The sequence below is a fragment of the Pseudoalteromonas sp. PA2MD11 genome (genome assembly GCF_017808125.1).
GTDB classification, from domain to species: domain Bacteria; phylum Pseudomonadota; class Gammaproteobacteria; order Enterobacterales; family Alteromonadaceae; genus Pseudoalteromonas; species Pseudoalteromonas simplex.
On sequence record NZ_JADKNF010000003.1, the window covers coordinates 243,812 to 269,808 of the forward strand.

Annotated in this window: 16 protein-coding genes, 1 other RNA gene and 3 pseudogenes; 15 read left to right on the forward strand and 5 right to left on the reverse strand. The window is 40.7% G+C overall.

The window, feature by feature from the left end; genetic code table 11:
• The first annotated feature begins 187 nt into the window (after window positions 1-187).
• The 6 genes from lpxB (at window position 188) to ISP07_RS05885 (ending at window position 8,143) form a co-directional block, all read left to right on the forward strand.
• On the forward strand, window positions 188-1,345 hold the full coding sequence (lpxB, locus tag ISP07_RS05860) for a lipid-A-disaccharide synthase (RefSeq protein WP_054553105.1): 1,158 nt from the start codon (window positions 188-190) through the stop codon (window positions 1,343-1,345).
• Entirely contained in the window at window positions 1,335-1,940 is a 606-nt protein-coding gene (gene rnhB, locus ISP07_RS05865; RefSeq protein WP_138599325.1) for a ribonuclease HII, read from the forward strand. Before lpxB ends, rnhB begins: the two co-directional genes overlap by 11 nt.
• Window positions 1,940-5,431 carry a DNA polymerase III subunit alpha gene (dnaE, locus tag ISP07_RS05870; protein WP_054553103.1) on the forward strand — a complete coding sequence of 1,164 codons (3,492 nt, stop codon included), beginning with the start codon at window positions 1,940-1,942 and terminating at the stop codon, window positions 5,429-5,431. Before rnhB ends, dnaE begins: the two co-directional genes overlap by 1 nt.
• 16 nt (window positions 5,432-5,447) lie before the next feature.
• Window positions 5,448-6,404, forward strand: coding sequence for an acetyl-CoA carboxylase carboxyl transferase subunit alpha (accA, locus tag ISP07_RS05875; protein WP_054553102.1), 957 nt, complete (start codon window positions 5,448-5,450; stop codon window positions 6,402-6,404).
• Window positions 6,405-6,495: 91 nt separating this feature from the next.
• A complete protein-coding gene (gene tilS, locus ISP07_RS05880) occupies window positions 6,496-7,806 on the forward strand; it encodes a tRNA lysidine(34) synthetase TilS (RefSeq protein ID WP_209327077.1) in 1,311 nt (436 codons plus the stop codon).
• Entirely contained in the window at window positions 7,799-8,143 is a 345-nt protein-coding gene (locus ISP07_RS05885) for a hypothetical protein (RefSeq protein WP_209327078.1), read from the forward strand. Before tilS ends, ISP07_RS05885 begins: the two co-directional genes overlap by 8 nt.
• A 25-nt stretch (window positions 8,144-8,168) precedes the next feature.
• Here ISP07_RS05885 and ISP07_RS05890 read toward each other — a convergent pair whose 3' ends face one another.
• The gene (locus tag ISP07_RS05890) at window positions 8,169-9,065 is read right to left on the reverse strand and encodes a GGDEF domain-containing protein (RefSeq protein WP_209327079.1); all 897 of its coding nucleotides are present in this window, start codon (window positions 9,063-9,065) and stop codon (window positions 8,169-8,171) included.
• Window positions 9,066-9,203: 138 nt separating this feature from the next.
• On the opposite strand from ISP07_RS05890, the gene ISP07_RS05895 reads away from it, so the two are divergent.
• Entirely contained in the window at window positions 9,204-11,177 is a 1,974-nt protein-coding gene (locus tag ISP07_RS05895) for a monovalent cation:proton antiporter family protein (protein WP_209327080.1), read from the forward strand.
• A 7-nt stretch (window positions 11,178-11,184) separates the two neighbouring features.
• On the opposite strand, the gene ISP07_RS05900 is transcribed toward ISP07_RS05895, so the two are convergent.
• Complete coding sequence (locus tag ISP07_RS05900; protein WP_138599329.1) at window positions 11,185-12,330, reverse strand: patatin-like phospholipase family protein; 1,146 nt, start codon at window positions 12,328-12,330, stop codon at window positions 11,185-11,187.
• A gap of 133 nt (window positions 12,331-12,463) precedes the next feature.
• Here ISP07_RS05900 and ISP07_RS05905 point away from each other — a divergent pair, with 133 nt between their 5' ends.
• Window positions 12,464-13,327 (forward strand): DUF3014 domain-containing protein, encoded by an 864-nt coding sequence (locus tag ISP07_RS05905; protein ID WP_209327081.1) that lies wholly within the window; start codon window positions 12,464-12,466, stop codon window positions 13,325-13,327.
• Between the two features lie 136 nt (window positions 13,328-13,463).
• Window positions 13,464-13,560, forward strand: an RNA gene (gene ffs / locus ISP07_RS05910) — signal recognition particle sRNA small type.
• Between the two features lie 423 nt (window positions 13,561-13,983).
• Here the strand turns inward: ffs and ISP07_RS05915 are convergent.
• The 3 genes and pseudogenes from ISP07_RS05915 to ISP07_RS20775 all read right to left on the reverse strand — a co-directional run bounded on the left by ISP07_RS05915 (window position 13,984) and on the right by ISP07_RS20775 (window position 18,747).
• The gene (locus ISP07_RS05915; RefSeq protein ID WP_209327082.1) at window positions 13,984-14,958 is read right to left on the reverse strand and encodes a transposase; all 975 of its coding nucleotides are present in this window, start codon (window positions 14,956-14,958) and stop codon (window positions 13,984-13,986) included.
• Between the two features lie 772 nt (window positions 14,959-15,730).
• Window positions 15,731-17,521, reverse strand: a complete 1,791-nt coding sequence (locus ISP07_RS05920; RefSeq protein ID WP_209327083.1) for an ATP-binding protein — start codon at window positions 17,519-17,521, stop codon at window positions 15,731-15,733.
• 333 nt (window positions 17,522-17,854) lie between these two features.
• Window positions 17,855-18,747 (reverse strand): annotated as a pseudogene (locus tag ISP07_RS20775) (LysR substrate-binding domain-containing protein).
• A 244-nt stretch (window positions 18,748-18,991) separates the two neighbouring features.
• On the opposite strand from ISP07_RS20775, the pseudogene ISP07_RS05935 reads away from it, so the two are divergent.
• The 6 genes and pseudogenes from ISP07_RS05935 to ISP07_RS05960 all read left to right on the forward strand — a co-directional run bounded on the left by ISP07_RS05935 (window position 18,992) and on the right by ISP07_RS05960 (window position 25,882).
• Window positions 18,992-19,807, forward strand: a pseudogene (locus tag ISP07_RS05935) (SDR family NAD(P)-dependent oxidoreductase).
• A 56-nt stretch (window positions 19,808-19,863) separates the two neighbouring features.
• A pseudogene (locus ISP07_RS05940) lies at window positions 19,864-20,712 on the forward strand (enoyl-CoA hydratase/isomerase family protein).
• A 70-nt stretch (window positions 20,713-20,782) separates the two neighbouring features.
• Window positions 20,783-21,610, forward strand: coding sequence for a DUF4437 domain-containing protein (locus ISP07_RS05945; protein WP_209327086.1), 828 nt, complete (start codon window positions 20,783-20,785; stop codon window positions 21,608-21,610).
• Window positions 21,611-21,747: 137 nt separating this feature from the next.
• Complete coding sequence (locus tag ISP07_RS05950) at window positions 21,748-22,047, forward strand: hypothetical protein (protein WP_209327087.1); 300 nt, start codon at window positions 21,748-21,750, stop codon at window positions 22,045-22,047.
• A gap of 167 nt (window positions 22,048-22,214) precedes the next feature.
• Complete coding sequence (locus ISP07_RS05955; RefSeq protein WP_209327088.1) at window positions 22,215-22,937, forward strand: SIMPL domain-containing protein; 723 nt, start codon at window positions 22,215-22,217, stop codon at window positions 22,935-22,937.
• 326 nt (window positions 22,938-23,263) lie between these two features.
• On the forward strand, window positions 23,264-25,882 hold the full coding sequence (locus tag ISP07_RS05960) for a TonB-dependent receptor (protein WP_209327089.1): 2,619 nt from the start codon (window positions 23,264-23,266) through the stop codon (window positions 25,880-25,882).
• The last annotated feature ends 115 nt before the right edge of the window (window positions 25,883-25,997 follow it).

The window sequence follows — 25,997 nt, forward strand, 5'->3', positions numbered from 1 at the left end:
AGATTACTCACTTATAGGTATTCTCTCGGCTAAAAAATTAATTGTTTACTTTCTTAGCTGGTTACCTAGGTTAATGAATAAGCACTTATTTAAATTCTAGTATTAATTACTCGTGTGACATTTATCCGACTGCTAAAACACGGTAAACTCATTTTTATTAGTGCCAAAAGTTGCGAATTATCAACGAATGAAAGAACAAACAAAGCCGTTACGTATTGCCTTGGTGGCAGGTGAGTTATCAGGTGATATTTTAGGTGAAGGGCTAGTAAAAGCACTTAAACGCCGTTTTCCAGATGCCATATTTGAGGGGATTGCAGGCCCGCGTATGCAAGCGGCTGGCTGTAAAACATTATTCGATATGGACGAATTATCTGTAATGGGCTTAGTTGAAGTACTTGGCCGATTACCGCGCCTACTAAAAATACGCAAACAATTGGTGCAGCATTTTATCGATAACCCACCAGATGTATTTATTGGTATAGATGCCCCTGACTTTAACTTACGTGTTGAAAAGCCGCTAAAAGAGGCGGGTATTAAAACAGTACAATATGTTAGCCCGTCAGTGTGGGCGTGGCGCGAAAAACGCATTCATAAAATCAGTGCCGCCACTAACTTAGTGTTGGCATTATTGCCGTTCGAAAAAGCCTTTTATGATAAGCACGATGTACCTTGTACGTTTGTGGGTCATACTCTGGCTGATGATATTGCTCTTGAGCACGACCAAACAGAGGCTCGTAATCAACTTGGATTGGCACAAACTGATAAAGTGCTTGCATTACTACCTGGTAGTCGAGGTTCTGAAGTCGGGCTTTTAAGCGAAACTTACATTGAAACAGCGGCGAAATTACAAGCGCAAAATCCTGACCTTAAAATTGTGGTGCCGTTAGTCAATGAAAAACGAAAAGCACAGTTTTGTGAGATTTTAGAAAAAACAGCCCCTGATCTAAAACTGCAATTATTGGATGGTCAGTCAAATCTTGCAATGCAAGCCGCTGATGCCATTTTGCTTGCCTCAGGAACCGCAACACTTGAAGGTATGCTGTATAAAAAGCCGATGGTTGTGGGTTATAAAATTAAGCCATTGAGTTACTGGATTTTCAAAACCTTATTCACTTTTAACATTAAGTATTTCTCGTTGCCTAATTTATTAGCCGATGAAGAACTCGTCCCAGAGTACCTACAAACTGAGTGTAATGTTGAAAACCTATCGGCTGCGCTAACACCTATGCTTAATACCGATAACAGCGAACTAAAGGCGCGCTTTTTAGCCATACATAAAAACATTAGATTAAATGCCAATGAACAAGCTGCAGCAGCAGTCGCGGAGTTACTAAATGCAAATTGAACGACCGAATGTTAATTATATTGCTGGTGTAGATGAAGTTGGCCGTGGTCCATTGGTCGGTGATGTTGTTACTGCTGCGGTAATACTGGACCCAAATCAGCCAATTGCAGGGTTAGCCGATTCTAAAAAGTTATCAGACAAAAAACGTCAATTATTAGCGGCAGAAATAAAAGAAAAAGCCCTGTGCTATGCTATTGGCCGTTGTAGCCCAACTGAGATTGATGAGCTAAATATTTTACATGCCACCATGCTCGCGATGAGTCGCGCGGTTGAAGGCTTAAGTGTAAAGCCTGAGTTTGTTTTTATTGATGGTAATCGTGTGCCTAGTCAATTAACTGTGCCAGCACAGGCGGTAGTAAAAGGCGATAGCCTAGTCGAAGAGATTTCGGCGGCATCTATTTTAGCGAAAGTTGCCCGCGATGAAGAAATGATTGAGCTTGATAAGCGTTATCCTGACTATGGTTTTGCAGGCCATAAAGGTTACCCAACTAAAGCACACTTTGCAGCACTCGAACAATACGGGGCAATTGCAGAGCATCGTAAAAGCTTTAAACCTGTTCAGCGCATTTTGGCGTTAAAAGGAGAGCAACTGTAATGCCTGCGCCGCAATTTGTTCACTTACGTGTTCACTCAGATTTCTCCATGGTGGATGGCCTAGCTAAAACTAAGCCGATTGTCGCTAAAGCAGAAGAGCTGCAAATGCCTGCGTTGGCTATCACCGATCAGATGAACTTATGTGGTTTGGTGCGTTTTTATGGTGCTGCCCATGGCGCAGGTATTAAGCCTATTGTCGGCGCAGATTTTTGGCTCAGAAGCCCTGAATTTGAAGATGAACCTAGCCGAATCACCATCTTAGCGAAAGATAACGAAGGTTATAAAAACCTCACCTTGTTGATCTCTAAAGCGTACCAACGCGGACATTTATTTCACCGCCCGGTAGTAGACCGTGAATGGCTAGTGGAGCACAAAAGCGGCCTAATTTTATTATCTGGCGCTAAAGATGGCGACTTAGGTAAAGCATTATTAAAAGGTAACCCTGGGCTTATTGAATCGGTCGTTAGCTTTTATAAGCAACATTTTAGCGATCATTATTACATTGAGCTAATTCGTACGGAACGTGCTTTAGAAGAAGACTATTTACACCTAGCTGTTGAGCTTGCTGCAAAAGAGCAGTTACCTGTAGTGGCAACTAACGAAGTGGTATTTTTAAAGCCAGAAAACTTTGAAGCCCATGAAATCCGCGTAGCAATCCATGACGGTTACACATTAGAAGATAAACGTAGACCAAAACGTTTTTCTGAGCAGCAATACCTTAAAACGGCTGAGCAAATGGCTGAGCTATTTAGCGATATTCCTGAAGCGCTAGAAAACACTGTTGAAATTGCTAAGCGCTGTAATGTGACCGTGCAGCTCGGGACTTACTTCTTACCAGATTACCCAACCGGTTCGCTAAAAATTGAAGACTTCTTGGTTAAGGTCTCTGAAGATGGTCTTGAAGAGCGTTTACAGTTTTTATTCCCAGATGAGCAAGAACGAAAAGAAAAACGTGGCGAGTATGATGAGCGTCTGAAAATAGAGCTCGACGTAATCAACCAAATGGGTTTCCCAGGTTACTTCTTGATCGTAATGGAGTTCATTCAGTGGAGTAAAGATAACAATATTCCGGTAGGTCCAGGGCGTGGTTCTGGTGCTGGTTCATTGGTTGCTTATGCACTGAAGATCACCGACCTCGATCCACTCGAATTTGACTTACTATTCGAACGTTTCTTGAACCCAGAACGTATCTCAATGCCCGATTTCGACGTCGATTTCTGTATGGATAGGCGTGATGAGGTAATTGATCACGTAGCGGCGCTTTATGGTCGTGACGCGGTATCTCAGATCATTACCTTTGGTACTATGGCTGCAAAAGCGGTTATCCGTGACGTAGGCCGTGTACTTGGTCACCCTTACGGCTTTGTTGATCGTATTTCTAAACTAGTACCGGGCGATCCGGGCATGACCTTGGCTAAAGCGTTTGATGTTGAGCCGCGTTTACAAGAAGCCTACGACGGTGATGAAGAGGTCAAAGAGCTTATTGATATGTGTCGCATCCTTGAAGGCTGTACACGTAACGCGGGTAAGCACGCTGGTGGTGTTGTAATATCACCCACCACAATCACTGACTTTGCCGCTCTTTATTGTGATGATGAAGGTAAATTCCCAGTAACGCAATTTGATAAAAACGACGTTGAGACGGCAGGCTTAGTTAAGTTTGACTTCTTAGGTCTTAGAACACTTACCATCTTGCAGTGGGCACTTGATATGACTAACGAACGCTTAGCTCGTGAGGGTAAAAAGCCCGTTGATATCAACGCTATTCCACTTGATGATAAGCCAAGTATTGAGTTATTGCTACGCGCCGAAACCACCGCGGTATTCCAGCTCGAATCCCGAGGTATGAAAGATCTTATTCGTCGTCTAAAGCCCGACTGCTTCGAGGATATGATCGCACTGGTAGCACTATTTCGCCCAGGTCCATTGCAATCAGGCATGGTAGATAACTTTATCGACCGTAAGCATGGCCGCGAAGAGTTATCTTACCCAGATGCGCAGTGGCAACACGATAGCTTGCAACCAATCCTTGAGCCAACCTACGGTATCATTCTTTATCAAGAACAAGTAATGCAGATTGCCCAGGTACTGGCTGGTTATACGCTAGGTGGCGCTGATATGCTGCGTCGTGCTATGGGTAAGAAAAAGCCAGAGGAGATGGCAAAGCAACGTTCAACCTTCGAAGAAGGCGCTGTTAAAAACGGAGTTGACGGCGAACTTGCAATGAAAATCTTCGACTTGGTAGAGAAGTTCGCAGGTTATGGCTTCAATAAATCTCACTCAGCTGCTTATGCCTTAGTATCGTACCAAACGCTGTGGATGAAAACCCACTACCCAGCAGAGTTTATGGCTGCGGTAATGTCGGCAGATATGGATAACACCGATAAAATTGTTACCTTGGTAGATGAATGTGAAAACATGAAACTGACCTTGTTACCGCCAGATGTTAATGCCGGTGAGTACAAGTTTACGGTTAATCTACAAGGTGAAATTGTTTACGGTATCGGTGCCATTAAAGGAGTTGGTGAGGCGCCTGTTGAAGCTATTTTAGAAGCTCGTAGCGAAGGTGGCCCGTTTAAGGACTTATTTGATTTTTGTGCCCGTGTTGACTTAAAGCGTTTAAACAAGCGTGTTGTTGAAAAGCTTATTTATGCCGGAGCGCTCGACCAACTTGGCCCAGATAAAACCCAGCCTGGCCGTGCAACCTTACTCGCAAGCTTAAAAGATGCCATGCGGGCGGCCGATCAGCACCATAAGGCTGAGTCACTTGGGCAGGCAGATTTATTTGGATTACTTGCTACAGAGCCAGATGAAGTTGAACAAGCATTTATTAAAGCCACAGATTTAACCGACAATGAGTGGCTAGACGGTGAGAAAGAAACTTTAGGGCTGTACTTAACTGGCCACCCAATTAATCAGTATCGTAAAGAGTTAAAGCATTATACATCAGGAAGGCTGGTCGATTTACAACCCACTAACCGCGATGTGCAGTCAACGGCTGCAGGCTTAGTGATCTCTGCTCGTACCTTGATAAACAAAAAGGGAAATCGATGGGGTCTTGTAACTTTAGATGACAAGAGTGCCCGTATTGATGTACGCTTATTCCCAGAACAGTTTGAAATGTACCAAGATTTGCTGCAAGTAAACAATATCTTGGTAATATCTGGACAGGTCAGCTTTGATAACTTCTCTGGTGGCATTACAATGACCGCTAGAGACATATGCACCATCGCACAGGCGCGAGAAAAACGTATAAAAGCGATTAAAATGACCTTGAATATGGTGCAGATCGAGGCGAACTTCTTCGATAATTTACAAAAAGTGCTGGAACCTTATAAGTTTGGTACTTGTCCTATTAAAGTATTCTATCAACGTCCGGATGCGTTGGCTGAGATTACTTTAGGAACCGAATGGTGTGTTACGCCGAGTGATGACTTAATTCACAAGTTATCGCTGATGGCGGCGCAAGATGTAGAACTAGAATTTAACTAATTAGGTAGTTTAGAGCATGAGCCTCAATTATCTTGATTTTGAGCTTCCAATCGCAGAATTAGAAGCAAAAATTGAAGAATTACAAAATGTAAGCCGCGCTGGCGAATTAGACCTTGGATTAGAAGAGGAAGTCAGTCGATTAAAAGAGAAAAGCGCTGAAATGAAAGAGAAAATTTTCTCTGAATTAGGTGCTTGGCAGGTTTCTCAGTTAGCCCGTCATCCGTTGCGTCCTTATACTCGTGATTACATCGAGCGCATTTTCACGGAATTTGACGAACTAGCAGGTGACCGTACTTTTGCTAACGACCCAGCTATTTTAGGTGGTGTTGCACGTTTTGAAGGTCAACCAGTAATGGTTATTGGCCAACAAAAAGGGCGTGACACGGCTGAAAAAATTAAACGCAACTTTGGTATGCCAAAGCCAGAAGGTTACCGTAAAGCATTACGCTTAATGGAAATGGCTGAGCGTTTCAAAATGCCAATCATGACATTTATCGATACCCCAGGTGCATATCCAGGTGTTGGCGCTGAAGAGCGTGGTCAGAGCGAAGCAATTGCGCGTAATCTTAAAGTAATGGCTGCGTTAAAAGTACCCACTATTTGTACTGTAATTGGTGAGGGTGGTTCTGGTGGTGCATTAGCTATTGGTGTGGGCGACCGCGTTAACATGTTGCAATACAGCACTTACTCTGTAATTTCGCCAGAAGGTTGTGCATCAATCTTATGGAAAAGCGCAGACAAGGCACCATTAGCTGCAGAAGCCATGGGTGTAACAGCTGCACGTGTTAAAGAGCTTGATTTAATTAACAACGTCATTGATGAGCCGCTAGGTGGCGCACATCGGAATTACGATGCGATGGCGCGTAATCTCAAAAACCAACTTAAACGTGACCTTGCTGATTTACAAGGCCTTTCACTAGATGAAATGCTTGATCAGCGTTACAAACGTTTAATGTCGTTTGGCTATTGCTAAACACAGCTTAAAATTGAAAAAAGCCGCTTTTGCGGCTTTTTTTGTTTTATAATGCCGATAACAAAGACGCTTGTATACTCATTGGTTTTTAATGCAAACATCAGATTTATACCACCATTTTTTAGCACAATTGCAGCCTTTGCTGAACGCTCAGCAAACTTGCTTTAGCGTTGCCTTATCTGGCGGTGTAGATTCGGTTGTATTGTTACATTTAATGAAGCAAGCTCAACAGCAGCACTCAGAACTTAAACTTGAAGCTGTGTATGTTAATCATGGTTTGAGCAAGTATGCTGAGGACTGGCAAGGGTTTTGTCAATCGCTATGTGAAGAGCTCGATGTCTCATTCAAAGCTGTGCACGTTGAAATTCATCAGCGCTCGCGTACATCGCTTGAGGCACAAGCACGAGAGGCACGATACCAAGCACTCGACGAAAACGGTATGTCAGGTAGTGTAATACTGCTTGGCCAGCACTTGAATGATCAACTTGAGACCTTCTTACTTCGTCTAAAACGCGGTTCGGGCTTGCAGGGCTTAGCATCAATGCCAAAAACGCGATTATTAGCGTCTGGGCGAGTATGTTTTAGACCCTTGATTAATATCACTCGTGAGCAAATTGAACAATTTGCCGATGAATTTGCTATTACCCATATCACCGATGATTCAAATGTTGATGAGCGCTTTGACCGTAATTTTTTACGTCATCAGGTTATGCCTATTTTAACGGAGCGTTTTCAAGGGTTTGAAAAAAGCGCAGCGCGCAGTATTCGGCTTTTACAGCAACAGCAATCACTGCTCGATGAATATACGCAAAGCGACCTTGCGCATTGCCAAAATTCGCAGGGTGGCTTAAGTTGCCAGGCAATTTCGTCCTTTAGCCAGCCCAGACAAGCAAACCTTGTGCGTGCGTGGCTTAACCAGTTTACCCATCAACTACCTTCTGAGAATCAGCTACAGCAAATTATTGAGCAAGGTTTAACGGCAAAAGCCGATGCGCAGCTAAAAATTTGTTTGCAAAGCGGTGATGTTCGTCGGCATCAGCAGCATTGGTACTTTGTGAAGGAGCAGGCAATACCTGAGGCGATGGATATAACTTTGCAGGGCATTGAACTGACTGATGGCCGAAAACTAATAGTGAAAGCGGGTAAGGGTATTAGAAAACCAAAGCCGGATGAGCAAGTAAGGGTTGAATTTAATAAGCCACAAGCGCGTATAAAACCTTTGCATAAACCCGGTTCAAATACTTTAAAACATTGGTTTAAAGATACCAAAGTAGCTCCTTGGTTACGTGCGCAGACACCGCTTATTTTTTATAACGATCAACTTGTGCAAGTTGTTGGCTACTTTGTTAGTGAGCAGCACAGTGTTGAAGATGGAATTTTTTGGGAGACACTCTATGAGTGAACAACCACATGTTGGTTTATCACTAGTGAATAAGGCACCACTTGGCTTTGCGTTGTCGGTGCTAGTAGCTGTAGTTGCTGGTTTTGCTTATGCAGAGCTGACAATAAATACACTTTTTTATGCGCTAGCTGGCGGCTTAGTTTGCTCATTATTGCTGCTAGGTTACTGGTCAGGCAAAGGCGGTATTTTCTTTATTCTGGGCGTACTTACACCGCTGGCTTTAGTGATGGTATCGCCCCTTACCACCATGGCTGCCTTGCTTTACTTATTAAGCGGCTTCTTCGCTGGTTTTTGGTTAGTATTACTTGGTTATAAACTTATAAACAAAAAAGCCTAGCGGGGGATGCTAGGCTTTTACTCAATTAGTAAGCTCTTGCGCAGTTTCTTCCTGCTGCTTTTGCCTTATAAAGGCCCTTGTCAGCACGGGCAAACACTTCGTTTTCGCAGTCTTGGTTGTTGGCTAGCGTATAACCAATGCTTGATGTTACATCATATTGAGCCATCAACCCTGAGTTAGCAACTAAGCTCATAATGCGATCAGCTATCACCTTATTGGTGGTAAACTCAGGGTCGTCGATTAATAATGCAAACTCATCTCCACCAAAGCGGAAAATCGAGTCAGTGCCGCGCACACTACTGCGCAGTACGTTAGAAAATTCTTGTAACACATCATCGCCAATTTTATGACCAAAGTTATCGTTTACTTGTTTAAAATTATCTAAATCAAGCAACATTAAGCTAAATGGGCGATGTTGACGGCGGCAACGTTCTAGCTTTTGTGCCAAGCTGTCATTAAATTGACTACGATTATTTAAGCCTGTTAGCGCATCTTTAGTCGCTAAACGTAATACGCGGGTGTACATAAGCGCATTACGTAATGGGTAAACGAGTGCTGTATGAAGCTGCTTTAATTTTGCCTCAATCGCTTTACCCATAGGGAACTGGCTAAAGTAAATAAGCTGCCCTAAGCGTTCACTTTCGATATCTAAATCAAAAGAGTACGGTGTTTGGCTGGTATCGCTGCCTGCGCTTTGTGACACTCCGAGTGCAGATTGGAACTGTAAGCCAGATAAATTGATTAGTTGCTTTGCGTGCTCGGCAAAAATAGTCAAAATTTCTTCGATTGATAACGTGGTTTGTAACTTTGCGACCAAATCGTGTGGACTATTTGTTTCATTTATTCGGTAATGCTCTGCCGAAAACGGCAGAAACTCGCCTCGCGCAGACACCCGCTGCGTCAAAATATGGACATTTTCCATGATAATTCTCCCCCCGGAGTGTTTAGATACTCCCATGTAGCGAGATTTGTGCCATATTTTTAAACTGGCCGAAAAACAGAAGGTTGCTATATTTAAAAGAGAAACCAGTTTTGTCACTAAGTCTAGGGAGTTGATTGCTTGCAAAATGTGCTGATCCAAGTGTTTGGCTTGCTTGTCGCTGCCGTATTATTTGTTTGGTTTTTCAAGCGAATTGGTTTACCACCCATTCTTGCTTATCTTGCGACAGGTGTACTGGCGGGGAGTCATGGTATTGGCTGGATGGCGCAAAGCCATGAAATGCACTTTGTTGCTGAGCTCGGCATTGTATTTTTACTGTTTAGCTTAGGGCTTGAGTTTTCATTGCCGCGTTTAATGGCGATGCGCAATATTGTATTTGGTCTTGGCTCCTTACAGGTCGTGGTAACCAGCATAGTGTTTATGCTAATTTTACTGCTGCTAGAGCACAGCCTTTTAAACAGTTTTACTATTGCTAGTTTAATGGCGCTGTCTTCAACGGCGGTGGTGGTGAAGCTACTTAAAGAATCTGGAGATTTAAACCAGCGCCGCGGCCAGTTGGCAATAGGGGTGTTGCTGTTTCAAGATATTGCTGTTGTCCCTCTGCTCATTGTTTACCCCTTGCTAGCCCAAAGTGGCTCTGAAGAAATTGCCGGTGCATTGGCTTTTGCACTTACTAAAGGTGCTTTAGTGTGTCTTTTATTGTTCGGCATAGGTAAATGGATTTTGCCTAAAGTGTTTAGCGAAATAGCGCTGGTAAGAACCGATGAGCTATTTATGCTAACGACTTTATTGGTTGCCTTGTTTGCCGCAGGCCTGACTTACCTATTTGGTTTATCGATGGCGTTAGGCGCCTTTTTAGCCGGCATGATGTTAGGAGAAAGCCATTATCGTCACCAACTAGAAGCCGATATTAGACCGTTTCGCGATATATTAATGGGGCTATTCTTTGTGACTGTTGGTATGCAGCTAGATGTACTTTATGTATTTAATAGCTGGTACTGGATCATCGCGGTATTAATTGGCTTATTGCTATTTAAAATTGCGGTGCTTGCGATTGCTGCGCAAGTGATGGGGGAGCGTAAGCAAGATGCGGTATCAGCGGGTATTATGCTTTGGCAAATGGGAGAATTTGGCTTTGTATTAATTGCACTTGCTTCGCAGCATTTGCTGATAAGCTCAGAGCAAGCTTCGTTTTTAATTGCAGTTGGCGTGCTTTCGATGGCGCTAACGCCTTACTTAATTGAAAAAACACCACTTATTCTCAAAAAACTTGGCCTTTTAAGCCATGCAGGACAGTACTGGCAACAGCCCGCGACAAGTAGCCCTTTGTATCAAAATCATGTCGTTATTTGTGGTTTCTCCCGTGTAGGGCAAACTGTTGCGCGCTTTTTAAAGCCAGAAGCAATTGAATACGTCGCGGTCGAAAGTAACCCTATCTTATTGCAAGAAGCGAAAGCTGCTGGTGAACCGGTTATATTTGGCCATGTGAATCAAAAAGATATTTTAAAATCAGCGGGCGTTGAGCGTGCAAGGTTGGTGATTATTACCTTTACCGATTTTGAGCAAACGCAAATAGTTGTTGATGCCATCAAACAAATAGCACCTGATGTAAAGATATTGGTACGAATGCGCGATGATACCGAAATGGAAACGCTTAAAGAACTCGGTGTTACTGAGGTGGTACCAGAAACCCTTGAAGCAAGTTTAATGTTAGTTTCGCATGTACTTTATATGTCTGGTGTGCCGATGACACGGATCATACGCCGAGTCAGTAAAGAGCGGCGCAATCGTTATAAATTTTTAAATGGCTTTTTCACGGGTGATAAACTTGATGGCGAAGAGGCAAGTTCAGATAGGCTTGAGTATTTACATGTTATAGCTCTGCCAGAACACGCTTATGCGGTTAATCAGAAAATTAGTGAGCTTAAGCTTGAGCAGCGCCGTGTGTCGGTTAGAGCGCTGCGCCGACAAGACCGTGAAATTGACGCACCTTCATCACAAACTATTTTATTGGCAGGTGATATTTTAGTGTTGCAAGGTAAGCCTCGCCGAGTAGAGCGGGTCGAACGGTTTTTACTCGACGGTATGGAGTAGCGATTAGCTACTCCAACTCTAAAAATTTACGAATTTCAGGTAGCTTTTTAAGGCCATCTTGGTAGCCAATTTCTATGAGCTTTTGGGTATAACGTTTTTCAAACAGTAAGTAGCTTGTTAAACTCGATTGCGAACGTTTCTTAACACCAATCATACGTAGTAACACCTTAATTGCCATGGGCATGTCATCATAAAACTGAGCTGCGATTGCATTAAAGTTTTGCGATGGATTGATCACGCAAGTTTCGATTTGTTTAAGCTCTTGGTGTTTGTCGCGTGCAGGTAATAGGCTCAGCGTGCGATTGATACGTTGTAAACGTTCTAAATCAGACTGAAGTGTGTCGGTAAAGACGCTATCGAGTAAGTGACCAGCAATATTGGAAAGGCCAGGGTAATGAGGCTGATAACCCGGCGGATGCAGTTCTTTTGGTTCATCAACACCAATAATAAAGATTTTTTCAGCACCTAAATGAACCGACGGACTCAGTGGCGAAAGTTGGTGAATAGAGCCGTCGCCGAAATAGTGGTTATACACATTCACACTTGGGAACACCATAGGTATGGCACTCGACGCCATTAAGTGCTCAACATTTATGCGGGTTGCTTGTCCTTCACGTTTTGCTCTGCGCCACGGCTTTTGTGTAAGTGACTGAAAAAATGCCACAGAGTCACCTGTGGTATAGCTCGAAGCAGTAATCGACACTGCATCTAGGTAGTTTTTATGCAGGTTTCGTTCGATACGTGATAAATCGAGTATTTCGTGTAGCAGTTTTCGCAGCGGCTTATTGTTCAGTAAACTCGCTGGTGGGTGATTTATATGTTCAGATTGAAAACTTGTAAGCATGTTGCGGGTAATATGCAAAAACACACTTAAAAAGTCGCTTTTATAAACCTGAGAGGTCGAAAAATTCTTCCACACCCATTCAAGTTTTTTGCATGCTAAATGCGCACACGATGCATAACATGCTAATGCAGCGGAATTAATTGCGCCAGCTGATGTCCCATTAATAATAGTAAAGGGCAGCGGTGCTGTACGAGGCATGCTTTGCGTTATCGCTTTAAGCACACCAACTTGATAAGCCGCTCGCGCGCCACCACCTGTTAGTAATAAAGCGATTTTAGAGTGCTGTGTTTTTTTTAACTTACTGCTCATGGTTGCATTTAAATAGTTGTGCGTCTTTACTTTATTTATCAACTGTAAGTCTTTAAGCTAGAAGAAGCAAAGATTAGCTTAAGGCTAAATGGTTTTTTCGTATTTTATCTGTTTTATTTTTAAGGGAGTGTCTATGTCAGAGCATTCGTCAGAACCTGAAGTACAAAAGGGTTCATCAAATAACAACCTGATTTTTGCGGTGGTTGTGCTTATCCTTGTTGCGGGTGTGGCAGCGTTTATTTTATTGAAGCCTGAAGATAAACCAGTTCAAGTAGTTGAAGATATTGTTGTCGAACAAGTACCTGTTGTTGAATACCAAGAGCCTGAACCAGAACCTGAAGTGACAGAGCCTGAGCCAGAGCCCGTTGTTGTAGATACTGCACCAGAGCGCACTCCAGAGCCAGTTCCAGAAGTTGAGCCATTACCAACGTTAAGTGAAAGCGATGAAGTGGTTGTTGCTCGTATGGATGAGTTACTAAGCGACCAAGTGATGAGCTTAATGGTGACTGATGACCTTATTCGCCGTGGTGTTGTGTACGTTGATAACATCGCAAAAGGTAAAGTGGCAGTTAGCCATGCACCTGTAGAACGCCCTAAAGAGTCGTTTAAAGTTATTGAGGGCGATATTTTAACAATCGACCCAAATAGCTATGAGCGCTATACACCTTACGTAAAACTATTTACTAGCTTAAGCGCTGCTCAAGTTATTCGTATGTATGATGAATATAAACCCCTTATCAGTGAAGCTTATGCAGAAATTGGTTACGAAGGTGATGCATTCACAGGCACGTTAGAAGAAGCGATTGATGTACTGCTTGATACGCCAGAGCCAAAAGGTGATATGCCACTCGTTCGTAACTCAGTTACTTATCAATATGCTTACTCTGAGTGGGAAAACTTACCCGATGCGCAAAAACAACTGCTGCGTATGGGCCCAGAAAATATGAAGAAAGTGAAAGCCGCGCTGCGCAACATTAAAGCTGAACTTGAAAAGTAAGCGATAACCCCCTTAATGACAGTGCGATTGTATACCAAGTATGCAATCGCACTTTCTTTTTCGAATACCCCTTGAATAACTGGCTAAAAGTAGAGATAATCCCTCCCGCGCCAAACAAGGCCCTCAATGGTAGTCTTATTGGTCCTCTCGCAACACTAGCAGGTGAATCTGGTCAGGCCCGGAAGGGAGCAGCCACAGCGTGTGATGTGTGTGCCGAGATGCGGCTGGTAAGACTGCCACCCAAAATTCTATTTGGGTGACTTATTTCATTTAAATTCCTTTTAAATTTTTTTAGAACCAATCTTTTATTCTTGTATTAATCTAACTTTCTTTGAGCTTTTTATTTCTTAAGTTATCAAGACATCCATTTTAAGGTTATCTATACACCCAAGTTAAACAATATAAATTCAGGCTCAATGTTGATGATTTGATTGAAGATGACACAGCTGGTTAGGTACAGGTAATAAAGTTATTCGGACACCCACTTTTGTAGGTATTTTAATAACTAATTTTAAAGCCGACTTGCTTAGTCGTTCTAAATTAATTTACAGATAAATGTTATGTTTAGGTGATTCTGTAGACATTGTCTGATTAGCGCCTGATTTGGGCAAGCTTAGCTCAAAGGCAGGCTACTTTAAACATTTTCGAGTTTCGGTTTAGGTAAATAGTGCACGACTAGTGCTAATAGAGCTTCTTCGTTTTCGTTTCATGTGATTTGTGTAAGCTGTGATTGCTTGCTCTTTACCAGCCGTATTTTTAAACGAGCGAGTAAAGGAAGTGGTGAGTGTAAGCCAGTTGTCAGTACAAATATCTAGTCTTTCAAGTATTGGTAACGCATTTTCTGGGATGTTCTCTGGCTTATCTTCTCGTATTGAACGGCCTGTCCAATCTACAAGTTGCAGATATGTCTTGAGCTCAAATGGTAGTCCCTTAGGCATATGTTTACGTGGTTTACCTGCAAAGCGCATAAGTGATTTCGGTTGCTTATTATTTTGAGCTGCATTAATTCTAGATTTAATACTGGTGTAGTCAGATTGCTCAGGTAAATCAGCCGCTTTTGCTCTAACAGGATTTAAATCTACATAAGCAAGGCAAGCTGCAAGAGCTGCTTCATCAAGTAAAGCTTGTGATTTAAAGCGACCTTCCCAAAAGCGTCCTTTGCACTCATCTTCTTGATTTGCTTGTCGTGCAATACTCTCATTAAGAACGCGCATAAACCAACTAATACTGCTGAGCCGTTCTCGATATAAATTTACTCTGGCATTAACCGCAGCGAGCTCGGTTTGTGTTAGCAATTCGCCATTTAAGAATCGTTGGCAAAGGAATGTACTTTTAAATAACTTGTGCCATCTAATCAGAATCGCTTTATTATTCAAACGCTTTGCTTTTGCTATATCAATATGAAGTACTAGATGAGTATGGTTACTCATAACCGCGTAGGCGCAAATATCAATACAAAATATACGACCAAGTTGAAGTAGTTTCTTTTCAACCCAATCGCGCCGGTGTTCATACGAACGACCTGTTAGTGGGTCTTGCCCGCACAAATAAGCGCGACGAACGCAGCGTGAAATACAGTGATAGTAAGGCGTGTTTGAAACGCTAATTAAGTTTCTACGAGGGGTTGCCATGCTCTTCTCCTCCATGAGTTGAACACTATAAGCTTAGCTGTAATTCTAAAGAGTGAGAAACAGAAAGTAGTTTATTCACTTTTTCGTTAAACAATTGACAATTTGTTTCGCAAGTAATCTTAGGTTGATTATACTTTAAAAACTAGTAAGTTAACTCGAAATCATAAATGTTGACTTGCCAGAATCCCAACATATAAGTTTCTTTATTTCTAGCTCTTTTAGTATGTTGAGTAGTTCGGTTTCAGAAAGACAGCAGTTCTGTTTTAGGTTATCAATAGAAATTTCTTTATTAGAGTTGTTAACTTTTGAGGCTAACATAATACGATAAATTAATTTTGACTTGCGATTCATAATGCACTCCCCACATTTGCATAGCATTTTATAATAAATTGCTACTCTCTAATTTGTTAAAGCTTGGTTTTGTTGAGGAAAGGCATTGCAAGCTTCCTCTATATAGTTTCATTACAAGCAAATTAGATGTGTTTATTATTAGATTTTATGTGTATTGATGATTTTTTCGACTATGAGCGATCTTTTTCGCTAAGTCAAATGCAATTGATATGCTAATTTCACCAAAAGTGGGTGTCTAATTACGTGATGCTAATTTTACCAAAAGTGGGTGTCTAATTACGTGATGTCTCTAGTCCTCTCTAAAGTAGGTGATTAATTATCTTTTAATATGGGTGTCTTTTTATCATTTCTCAGACACTAGCTGTTGGGATTTAAACTGTTAGTGCTGGAGTCATGTGCTCTAATTATGGGGCCGTTTTTATTAATCAGATAAGTTTTGGCTGTGCTGTGAAATGGCATTATTCAAGGCTTCAAAGAGCAGATGTTTTTCAACGGGCTTACCAACATGGCAGTAAAAACCACAGTTCTTGTATTCAATAATATTTTCTTTCATGACATTTGCTGTTAACGCGATTACCGGAGTCGTAGGGTTTAATGCTCGAATGTGTGCACAGGCTTCAATCCCCCCCATTTTTGGCATTTGGATATCCATCAGGACGAGCATAGGGTTTATTTTTTTAAATAAATCTATAGCCTCTAGACCATCTTTGGCAAACTGAACATTGGCATTTGTTTCGGCCATTAAGGATTGAATGACCATAGTATTAAGTGGGTTATCTTCAGCAATTAGAACTGTTTTACCTTCAAGATTGGGAACATCAGTTATATGGGAGCTTTCTATGATTTGCTGCTGCTCTGCTATTTCTAGCGGTAAAAATATGGTAAAGCGTGTGCCTTCACCTAATTTACTATCAACGTCTATAGTACCTCCCATCCGTTTAATTAAGTTTGTTGTTATTGACATGCCAAGGCCTGTGCCGCCAAAGCGGCGTGTAATACTATTATCAGCCTGTTGAAAGCGTTGAAAAAGATTTGCCAAACCTTCTTCACTCATACCTATTCCTGTGTCTAATACTTGTAACTCGATACCTGGGATTAAGTTTTTTACTTTTTTCTTTACAATAACTTGTATACCACCTTGCTCTGTGAATTTCACAGCGTTAGAAACTAGGTTTAAAATTATTTGCCTAATACGAACAGGATCACCAATCCATATATTTTCGACATTTTTGTCTATATCAATGTTTAGCTCGATAGACTTTTCGTTACAGATAGGTAAAAAATCAGAATTTATAGATTCAACTATTTTTATCAAAGAAAAGTTAACATTTTCGATTGTAAGCTCGTTCGCTTCCATTTTAGAAAAGTCTAAAATATCATTAATAATAGTAAGTAATGATCGGCATGAAAAAAGAGCTTTTGAGACAATTTCTATGTTTTGTGGCTTTTGAACATTAGGTTGCAGGATTTGTAGTAAACCCATAATACCATTTAAGGGGGTTCTAATTTCATGACTCATATTAGCAAGAAATTCTGATTTAATTCTTGCCCCTTCTAATGCTTGATCAGTTAAAGCTTGTTGCTCTTTATATGAGGTAGATAGCTTTTTAAAGTAAAAGAGCAAAATACCAGCCAAAAGTACAATCGTTAGAATATGAACTGTATATGCAAATTTAAAGTTTTCATTTATCGCCACACTCTTTTTCTTAAGCATGGTGTTTACGTGGCTTTCAAAGTCAGATAGGGCTGCAAGGGCTTTCGCATCATCAACTTTTACAATGTCGTCAATAGCTTCACTAGAAGCGCCTTGTTCAATCATTTTGAGCGCTAAATCAAGCTTTTCCTCATAATTAGCTAGGGTCGTTCTTACACCGCCGAGAGCTTGCTTGTCGTAATTTTCTACAGCTTCTAGCTTTTCTAGTATTACTTTTATTTCGTAAATTTCTTTTTTTATACTAGGGAGGTAAAGATCAACATTTTTTCTTAAAATTAGATTTTTAAAGTGGTGTATAAAGCCACCATATCCTAACCTTTGCACCAAGGTGTCATGTAAAACATAAACGTTGCTTGCAGTATTGGAATAATCACGCCATTGGTTATCAACATGCTTGTAAAAGAATAATGAAGTCACTGTTAGCAGAATGACTAATATAATCACAATTACCGCGTTTACTCTCAGCCTTGTTTGAGTTTTCTTTAGCGATTGAGTCATGAGTCTTGTACCTACTAATTAGTAATTCTAAGCATAGCATTTAAAAAGACAATCCGTGATTTTTATTGCTTAAGTTTTATCTATATCATTATTTAACAATACTTAATTATGTTTTATGTAAGGCTATTGCTATCTGTGTTAAGAGTTTCTGATTTTCGACTGCATGGATACAGAAGGGAGAGCAATGCGGGAGCAATTGCCGAAAATAACTAAATAACGAAATTTTTGCTTTGTTATCAACGAGGTTTTATTGCCTCAAAATAGTCTACCTAATTAAGCGCATAGGTATTAGTTTTTGCTATTAAATCGTGCAGGGTGCTCATAATAGAGTAATCATTTTTTATTTATCGTTTCCCACTCTGGCGAGTCACCTATTTTTTCGACTAAGAAATCTATAAGAACTCTTACTTTAGCCGTAAGTACATTTGATTTCGGGTATACAAGCCAGATAGCGCTGTTATCACTTATTTGATAATCAGGTAAAACTCGAATTAAAGAACCTGCTTCTAGCTCAGTATGAATATTCCACAATGAACTCATACAGATACCCACGCCAGCTTTTGCTGCCATACGCATACTTGCGCCATCATCACACAAAATGCGTGGCTTACTTTTTTCAGGTGGAAAACTAAAATGATCGCTGCAATTAGGGGTAATTAACTTGCGGGGTTTGGTATTTAAAAACACTAATAATTGATGTCGGATAAGCTCTTCAGGATTCCTCGGAATGCCATTACGAGCCAAGTAGTCTGGTGAGGCCACAATATCCGAGTGTCTTTGGCAAGGCGTCTGCAAATCAAGCTACTATCTTCCACAGCGAGGTTTCTCAGTGCTAGATCAAACCCTCCTTCAATTAATTTAACTTGGCCAACTGAGAGCATGAGTTCAAGGTTTATATCTGGGTAGCGGTCTAGGAATTCTGGCAAAATAGGCATGATAAAGCGCTGCGCAAACGTACTTGATGCAGCAAACCTCAATGTTCCGCTAATATTAAGGTTACCTTGTCCTAAGGTTGCAAGCGCGGCTTCTTGTTGAGCAAGGATCTCTTTGGCATAAGGTAAAAACTCCATGCCAGCAAGTGATAAAGTTACTTTCCTTGTCATTCTGTGGAATAGGTCTGCTTCAACTTGCATTTCTAATTTGGCTAACCAAGCACTTGCTACAGATGGAGTAAGGCCCAACTGCTTGCCTGCAGCACTAATGTTGAGTGTCTCAGCCGCTAACACAAGAGTTTAATGCAATTAGTGTCCATCAATTATCTAGAAAATCAGAATTCTGATTCTTTTTATACGTTATTTATTCGTTTTACCCAAAGCCTTAAGCTTTATTTGTAAAACTAAACATGACAAATGCAACTAAAGGGGAGAGTTTCATATGTGAAAGTAAGCCTTATTTATCAGCTGCATAGCAGTGATGAATTTATTTCTTTGACTAACTTCACTGACCCCTTTTTAAAAGGAATCATTATGTATGCCTAAAACAATTCTATTAACAGGCGCTACAGATGGCATTGGCCTAGAGACGGCAAAAAAACTTGCTTCATTTGGTCATACGCTTTTGCTTCATGGTCGTAGCCAGCAAAAGCTTTAACAAGCAAAAGAGTTGATAGAGGCGCTTTATAGCAGTGCAAAAATTGATATGTTTTTAGCTGACTTATCAGAGCTAAAACAGGTGGTTGAATTAGCCAATCAGATCAAAGCTAAATATTCACATATTGATGTACTGATCAATAATGCTGGCGTTTTTAAAATAGCAAATAACCTAGGCGAGGGTGGTCTAGATGTACGCTTTTTAGTAAACACGATTGCGCCTTATATTTTGACCAAAACTTTATCTGCTTTCATGAATGAAAATAGTCGCATAGTGAACCTATCTTCAGCGGCGCAAGCACCGGTTAGTATTGCAGCACTTAAAGGTTTGCAAGCATTGTCTGATAGCAGTGCTTATGCGCAAAGTAAATTAGCGCTAACTATGTGGACGCTACAATTGGCAAAACAATGGGCAGACAATACTCCTTCTTTAGTGGCAGTTAATCCAGCCTCTTTTTTAGGAAGCAAAATGGTTAAGGAAGCATATGGTTCACAAGGAAAAAATTTGACTATAGGGGCTGATATTTTAGTTAAGGCTGCGTTAAGTGACCAATTTACAGGTATGACTGGCCGTTATTTTGATAATGATATTGGTGCATTTTCGAACCCACATCCAGATGCGTTTGATACAGCAAAAAATACTACTTTGATTATGGCGATGGACGAAGTTTTAACTCGTCTAGATGTAAAAATTTAGAGTTTATTTTTACGATAGCTTTTTTACAGCCGCAACCAATAAAAACACTAGGGATAATTAAGAAATACGAAGGATTTACAACATTCACGACCATTCAGTCTGGTGGCGTATTAACTGTTACGTTTGATTTTGGGCCAGTTAATGTTCAGGGCTAAGAAATGCTTGCTGATTTAAATAGTTTAGCGATGCGTTTAGAGCGAGATAAAAACACTAAAGTTGTTATTTTTCAATCAGCAAACCCTGAAACTTGGGTTTGCCACTATGATACTGAACTATTGAAAGATATGTCAGTTGAAGTTGTTTCACGCGATGAAGCGAAGCTGCTGGACTTACAATCAATTTGTGAGCGCTTAAGTAAAGTGCCGCAGGCAACAATAGCAAAACTAGAAGGTTTTGCACGCGGTGGTGGCCATGAACTAGCGCTAGCGCTTGATATGCGATTTGCAGCTCGTGGTAAGTTGAAATTTATGCAAATGGAAGTTGGTATGGGTATTTTACCCTGTGGTGGCGGTGCTTCAAGAATGGCTCGCCAGACAGGTTTAGGTCGTGCTTTAGAAATTATTTTGAGTGCCCGTGATTTTGATACAGATGAGGCTGAGCGCATGGGTACCATTAATAAAGCGCTTAACCCCGATGAGATTGATGAATACGTTGATACGCTAGCAAACCGAATTGCTCAGTTTCCTGCTGAATCAATTAATGCATGCAAACAAATGGTATATGAATCAATTGATAAGCCAATTGCGGAGGCATTATAAGCAGAAGCATATTGGTTATATCAAGCAACCAGTAAAACATCTGCAATTAAGCGCTTCACTATTGCCGATGAGCAAGGCCTTGAGCATGACATAAAAAATCAGCGTAATTGGCCGGAGTTAGTGATGAAGGTACAAGAAATAAATTAGTACTGTGCTAACAACAAGATTTGTAACCCCAAGAGAGTTCTCTTGGGTTTGCTATTAGAGGAAATTTAATATGTTAAAGCTATCATCACTAACAACAAGTGTAGTACTTATTGCTGTATTTTTAGCCGATGCTAATGAAAAAAGGTTGGATAATCCCCAGTCTGAACTTGTCCCCGTAGAGTCCGTAAACTGGGGATATTTAAACCCGCTACGTGGTGACAAAAGCCCTGGCGCAGCAAACTTATGGGGCGACAGAACAATAGATTTTGCAACCGGTATGCTAGTGCGCTTTAAACCGGGCTTTTCATCTCCTGCGCATATTCATAATATTTCATACCGCGGCATTGTCATTAAAGGACTGATGCATAATGATGACCCAAATGCGGAATTGGATTGGATGTCAACAGGGTCATTTTGGACGCAACCTGCAGGGCAAAATCACATAACAGCTGCTAAGGCTGAGACCAATCTCATATACCTTGAAATCGATGAAGGGCCTTATTTGGTTAAGCCTTCTAAGGCGCAGTTTAATAATGGCGAGCACTCACTCAATCTTCATTCAGACAACATGGTATGGTTCAATAGTGATGAGTTAACGTCATTAGACTCTAAAAAGGTTACCCTTACCCCTCTTTGGCAAAAACAAAATCAACAAGGTGTTTTAGTTAAACTTGATGCGGGTTTTAATGGGCAATTAACAAGTGAAAGAGGTTCATTACGCGCAGTTTTGATCAGCGGCGAGCTTAACTACCGATCTGTTGAACATAGTGAAGCAAAACAAATTGAGGCTGGTAGTTACTTCTCGTCAGTTGCCGGTTTTAAACATCAGCTAAAGACTGAGGGTGGAGCAATCGTTTATGTGCGATTTAACAATAAACTACAGATCAGTGAACAATAACTATTTCAAAAGATAATGTTTTAAATTAACTAACTCTACTGTACTTTTTTTGTACTTGCTGTATCTTAAGTTGGTACGCAATTTTAAGGTTTCATTGAGTGTAGACTAACACTCATATGTTAAGTGGAGTAAAGGATATGCACGCACACACAGTTAAAGAGTCAACAGCAACTATTCAATCGGGTGTCGCAAAAGCGGATGGTAAGCTTGTAGTTACTGAACAAGACATTGTTTTTGAACCGTTTAATAAAGAGCTAGGCTTAGGCCCATACACATTTTCACGAGCGCAAATCAATAACGTTGGTAAGTGTTCAGGTAAAGGCGCGGGTATTTTGCCAATCACAGCAGATGGAATTCGCATAACTTTAAATAACAACGATATATTTGAGTTCATTTTAGCAAACCCAGATGAGTGGCTAAGCGTACTAGCTCACTAAGCAAATCTTCAAAAAGACGGCATATTTTAGCAACTTGTCATAATATGCCGTGTTAGCTTTTCATTAATTAATTTCCTTTCTTCGCAACTATTTACACTTAAAAACAGCATACATTGCTATACATTCACACCCTAGCAAGGCATCATAACTTTTTATAAGGAGAGGTTATGATGCTTAAATCTTTGTTACCACTGGTTTTATGTACCAGTTCTGCAATAGCTGCAACAAGTCTGCCGGATAATCGTCATATTGTTGTTAAAGGTGAGGCTGTTGTGCTTACAGCCCCCGACAGGGCTGACATCACGTTAGAGTTTGAAACTGTTAAAGCTGAAAGCGTGCAGGCTAAGCAGCAAGTCGATGAACAAGTAAATAAACTCCTTGCGGGCTTAAATAATTTCTCAATAGACGAAAAAAGTATCTCTGCGGGGCGAATTTTCGTAGAGCCGAACATGCGCTATGACGAAAACGATAACCAAGTTAAAGATGGTTTTCGCGCTACCCGCAAGGTCAAAGTCAGCCTTAAACAACTCTCCCTTCTGGATGGCTTTTTAAACTTTGCGCTTAAAGTGGGTGTCAATCAAATCGAGCAAATTCAACTTTTATCAAGCAAAGCCTCAGATTACGAGCAAGCCGCTCTTGATAAAGCAGTTGCGAATGCCAAACAGCAGGGAAGTAGCCTTGCTAGCGCATTCGAAGCGAAACTTGGTCGGGTGTATAGTATTCAATCACAACAGGTAGGTAGCCACTTTGGCTATGGCAGCAACACAAATATTGAACGAATCATGGTAACGGGCTCACGTATTAATACAGTCCCAGAAGGTAAGTATTTACAAGAATCGATTACCTTCAGAGCAAGTGTCAATGTTGTGTTTGATTTAGTTTTGGAATAATTAATTCTCTGTTTTTAAAACATCAAGACAGCCTATGAATCTTTAAAAGCAGCTTTGATTTTGTTTCTTCTCTTTTCATTGCTAACAAGGTATTGATTGTATTTAGTTTATCTCTTTATGGGTGGTGAGCTCTTAAAAATTGAGAATTAAATATTTTAACACGCGTGTGTTTTTTAGAATAAAATATCTTGATTTTATAGTTTATTACTAATATTGCAGCCGCATTGTAACAATAAAGTTGTTACCAATTGTTGTTCTTAAGAGCATTTATGTAGTTTGTAGTCACAAAATCTCTCACTTTACAAAAACTATAAGGTTACAGTTCCATGAATAAAAAATTCTCAGCGCTAGCGGCTGGTGTTAAAAAAGCACTTATTCCTACTTTAGTTTTAAGTACATCAGTATCTGTTTATGCAGCGGGTCAACTGCCAGAAAAGAAAAAAGCAACTAAAGAAGATATCGAGCAGATTGAAGTAAGAAGTTATGCTGCATCAGTTGAGAAAAGCATTAATATGAAGCGCTTTTCAAACAGTGTAGTTGATGCCGTTTCTGCTGAAGATATTGGTAAATTTCCAGATCAAACTGTCGCTGATGCACTACAGCGCATTCCGGGTGTACAAGTTGAAAAAGACCTAGGTGGTGAAAGCGACCGAGTTAGTATTCGTGGTACTGCACCGCATTTAAATATTACCTTGTTAAACGGGCAAAACGTTGCTTCAGCAACTGCTTCAGCTTCAATTACGCGTCCTTCACGAGGGTTTAACTACTCGCTGCTACCAGCTGAATTAGTAGATACGCTTGAAGTATATAAGTCGGCAGAAGCAGACATTGATGAGGGCTCTATAGGTGGTACCGTTGTTGTAAAAACTCGTAAACCGCTCGATAGTGAAGCGAATTACGCAGCGGCCTCTGTTAAGGCTTATCATTTTGAAAATGCTGAAGAAACTAAACCGTACCTTTCTGGTTTGTATTCGTGGAAAAATGAAGCACAAGATTTTGGTTTTAATCTAGGATTTGTTCATAAAGAAACTGCGACCCAACGTGATAGCAAAGAAGTTCGATTCGGCTATCGCAGTACCGATGCAGATCAAGATGGCAACGCAGAGTTTTATCCAGGCGCGGTAGGCTATAACCGATACGCAAGTGATAGTGATTTAGATACCGCAACTTTGACGTTTCAATATGCAGCAAATGACAACATAGATTTTGTTTTTAATAACTTATATTCAAAATCTGAGCATGAGTCATACGGAACTTACTCAAGCGGCTTTATTTTGCAAAACATTGCAAATGTAGAAAATCCAGTCATTGTTGATGGTACTTTAATTTCGGGCGATCTGCCGGCCCATAATAACTTAGGATATTATGGCAATGCAGGTTATGAGGGGGAGTTTAAAACTCAAGCGCACGATCTAAAAGTGACATATAAAGCAGACAATTACACTGTTACAGGTCAGCTAGGTTATAGCAAGGCTGATGGTGAAGTAAGTGATGTTTACTCAGAATATTACGCAAATACAAGCGCATCATTTACATTAGACAATGGAACGCCAGATGTAACATTAGACGCTGATTTAAGCGCTGATGATTATCGCTTAGACTACAACCATAAAAATGACATATACAACGACTCAAAGGAAGTTTACGGGCAGCTAGATTTTGAGTATCTATTAGATGGTGACTTCTTCAAAGCAATCAAGGCTGGGGTTAAGTACCGAGAGCATTCAAAAGCTGCAAGTTTAATAAAAGCGAATTATCCAAAAGTATCATCAGATGGTGAACAATTTAACTTAGGCATGTTCGCAAGCGATTCGACAGATAATGCAATTTTATGGCAGTTTGATAATTCAAAATATGCTGATTGGATATCATCAACAACACCTTCTACAGCGCCATATGAACACCTTGATTACACATTTGATTTAGAAGAAACCGTCACCGCAGGGTATGTAAAAGCGGTGTTCGATCATAATAAGTGGCGCGGTAATTTTGGGGTTCGAGCTGTGAAAACAGAGCTAGATTCTCGTTCTGTTGAATACACAGGGCGCAGCTTTGCACCTGAAAATATTCAAGATATCAATAGCTCTAATAGCTACGATGATATTTTGCCGAGTGTGAATATCAACTACGACTTTACAGATGATGTGGTTGTGCGTTTTGCTGCGGCAAAAGTCATGTCTCGCCCGGATTATGACTTCTTATCTGCCCGCAAAAGTGGTTATTGTGCTGCAGCTACAGGCTGTAAAGGCTCTGAGGGTAACCCGAACCTGAAGCCTTACCGTGCGACTCAATATGACTTATCTGCTGAGTGGTACTTTAATGAATCATCTATTTTATCGTTTGCTTATTTTTATAAAGATATCGACTCATACATAACCAATGCCACTATTGAAAAACAATGGGCCTGGACAGATCCTGATACAGGCGTGGAAGAAGTTCGTGATTTTTTAGTGACCCAGCCTCTGAACGGTTTAGGCGGTGAGAACTCAGGTTTTGAAGTTAACTATACGCAGAAACTTCCTTACGGATTTGGAGTACAGACAAATTACACCTATTCAGATGCACAGTTAAAACAAACTGCGGAACAAAAAGAGGCGGGTGAAGAAGCCGTTTTACCTAATAATTCAGAAGATACCTTTAACGCGACAGTATATTATGAAAACACAACCTTTAGTGCCCGTGTTTCTTATACTTATCGTTCAGAGTATTTCTACACTAACTATCTTGGTTTGAACCAATATAAAGATGGTTTTGGTCAGTATGATCTTAATATTAGTTACAATGTTACTGAAGATTTAAACCTTGTATTCCAAGCAATTAACCTCACGGATGAAGAGCAAGAAGCAACGTCGGGCAATAGCACTGGCATGTCAGATGCTAATCGCCCATTAGCGATACACGATTATGGTCGTCGTTTCTTACTTGGCGCACAAATGAAGTTTTAATTTTTCCTTTTGAATTTGATACATGTAGGCACAGCAAGTCTTTGTTGTGCCTTTTTTGTGGGGTATACAATGTACTTTAAAAACGTTTTCTCTTTGATAATATGCTTTGTTTTGA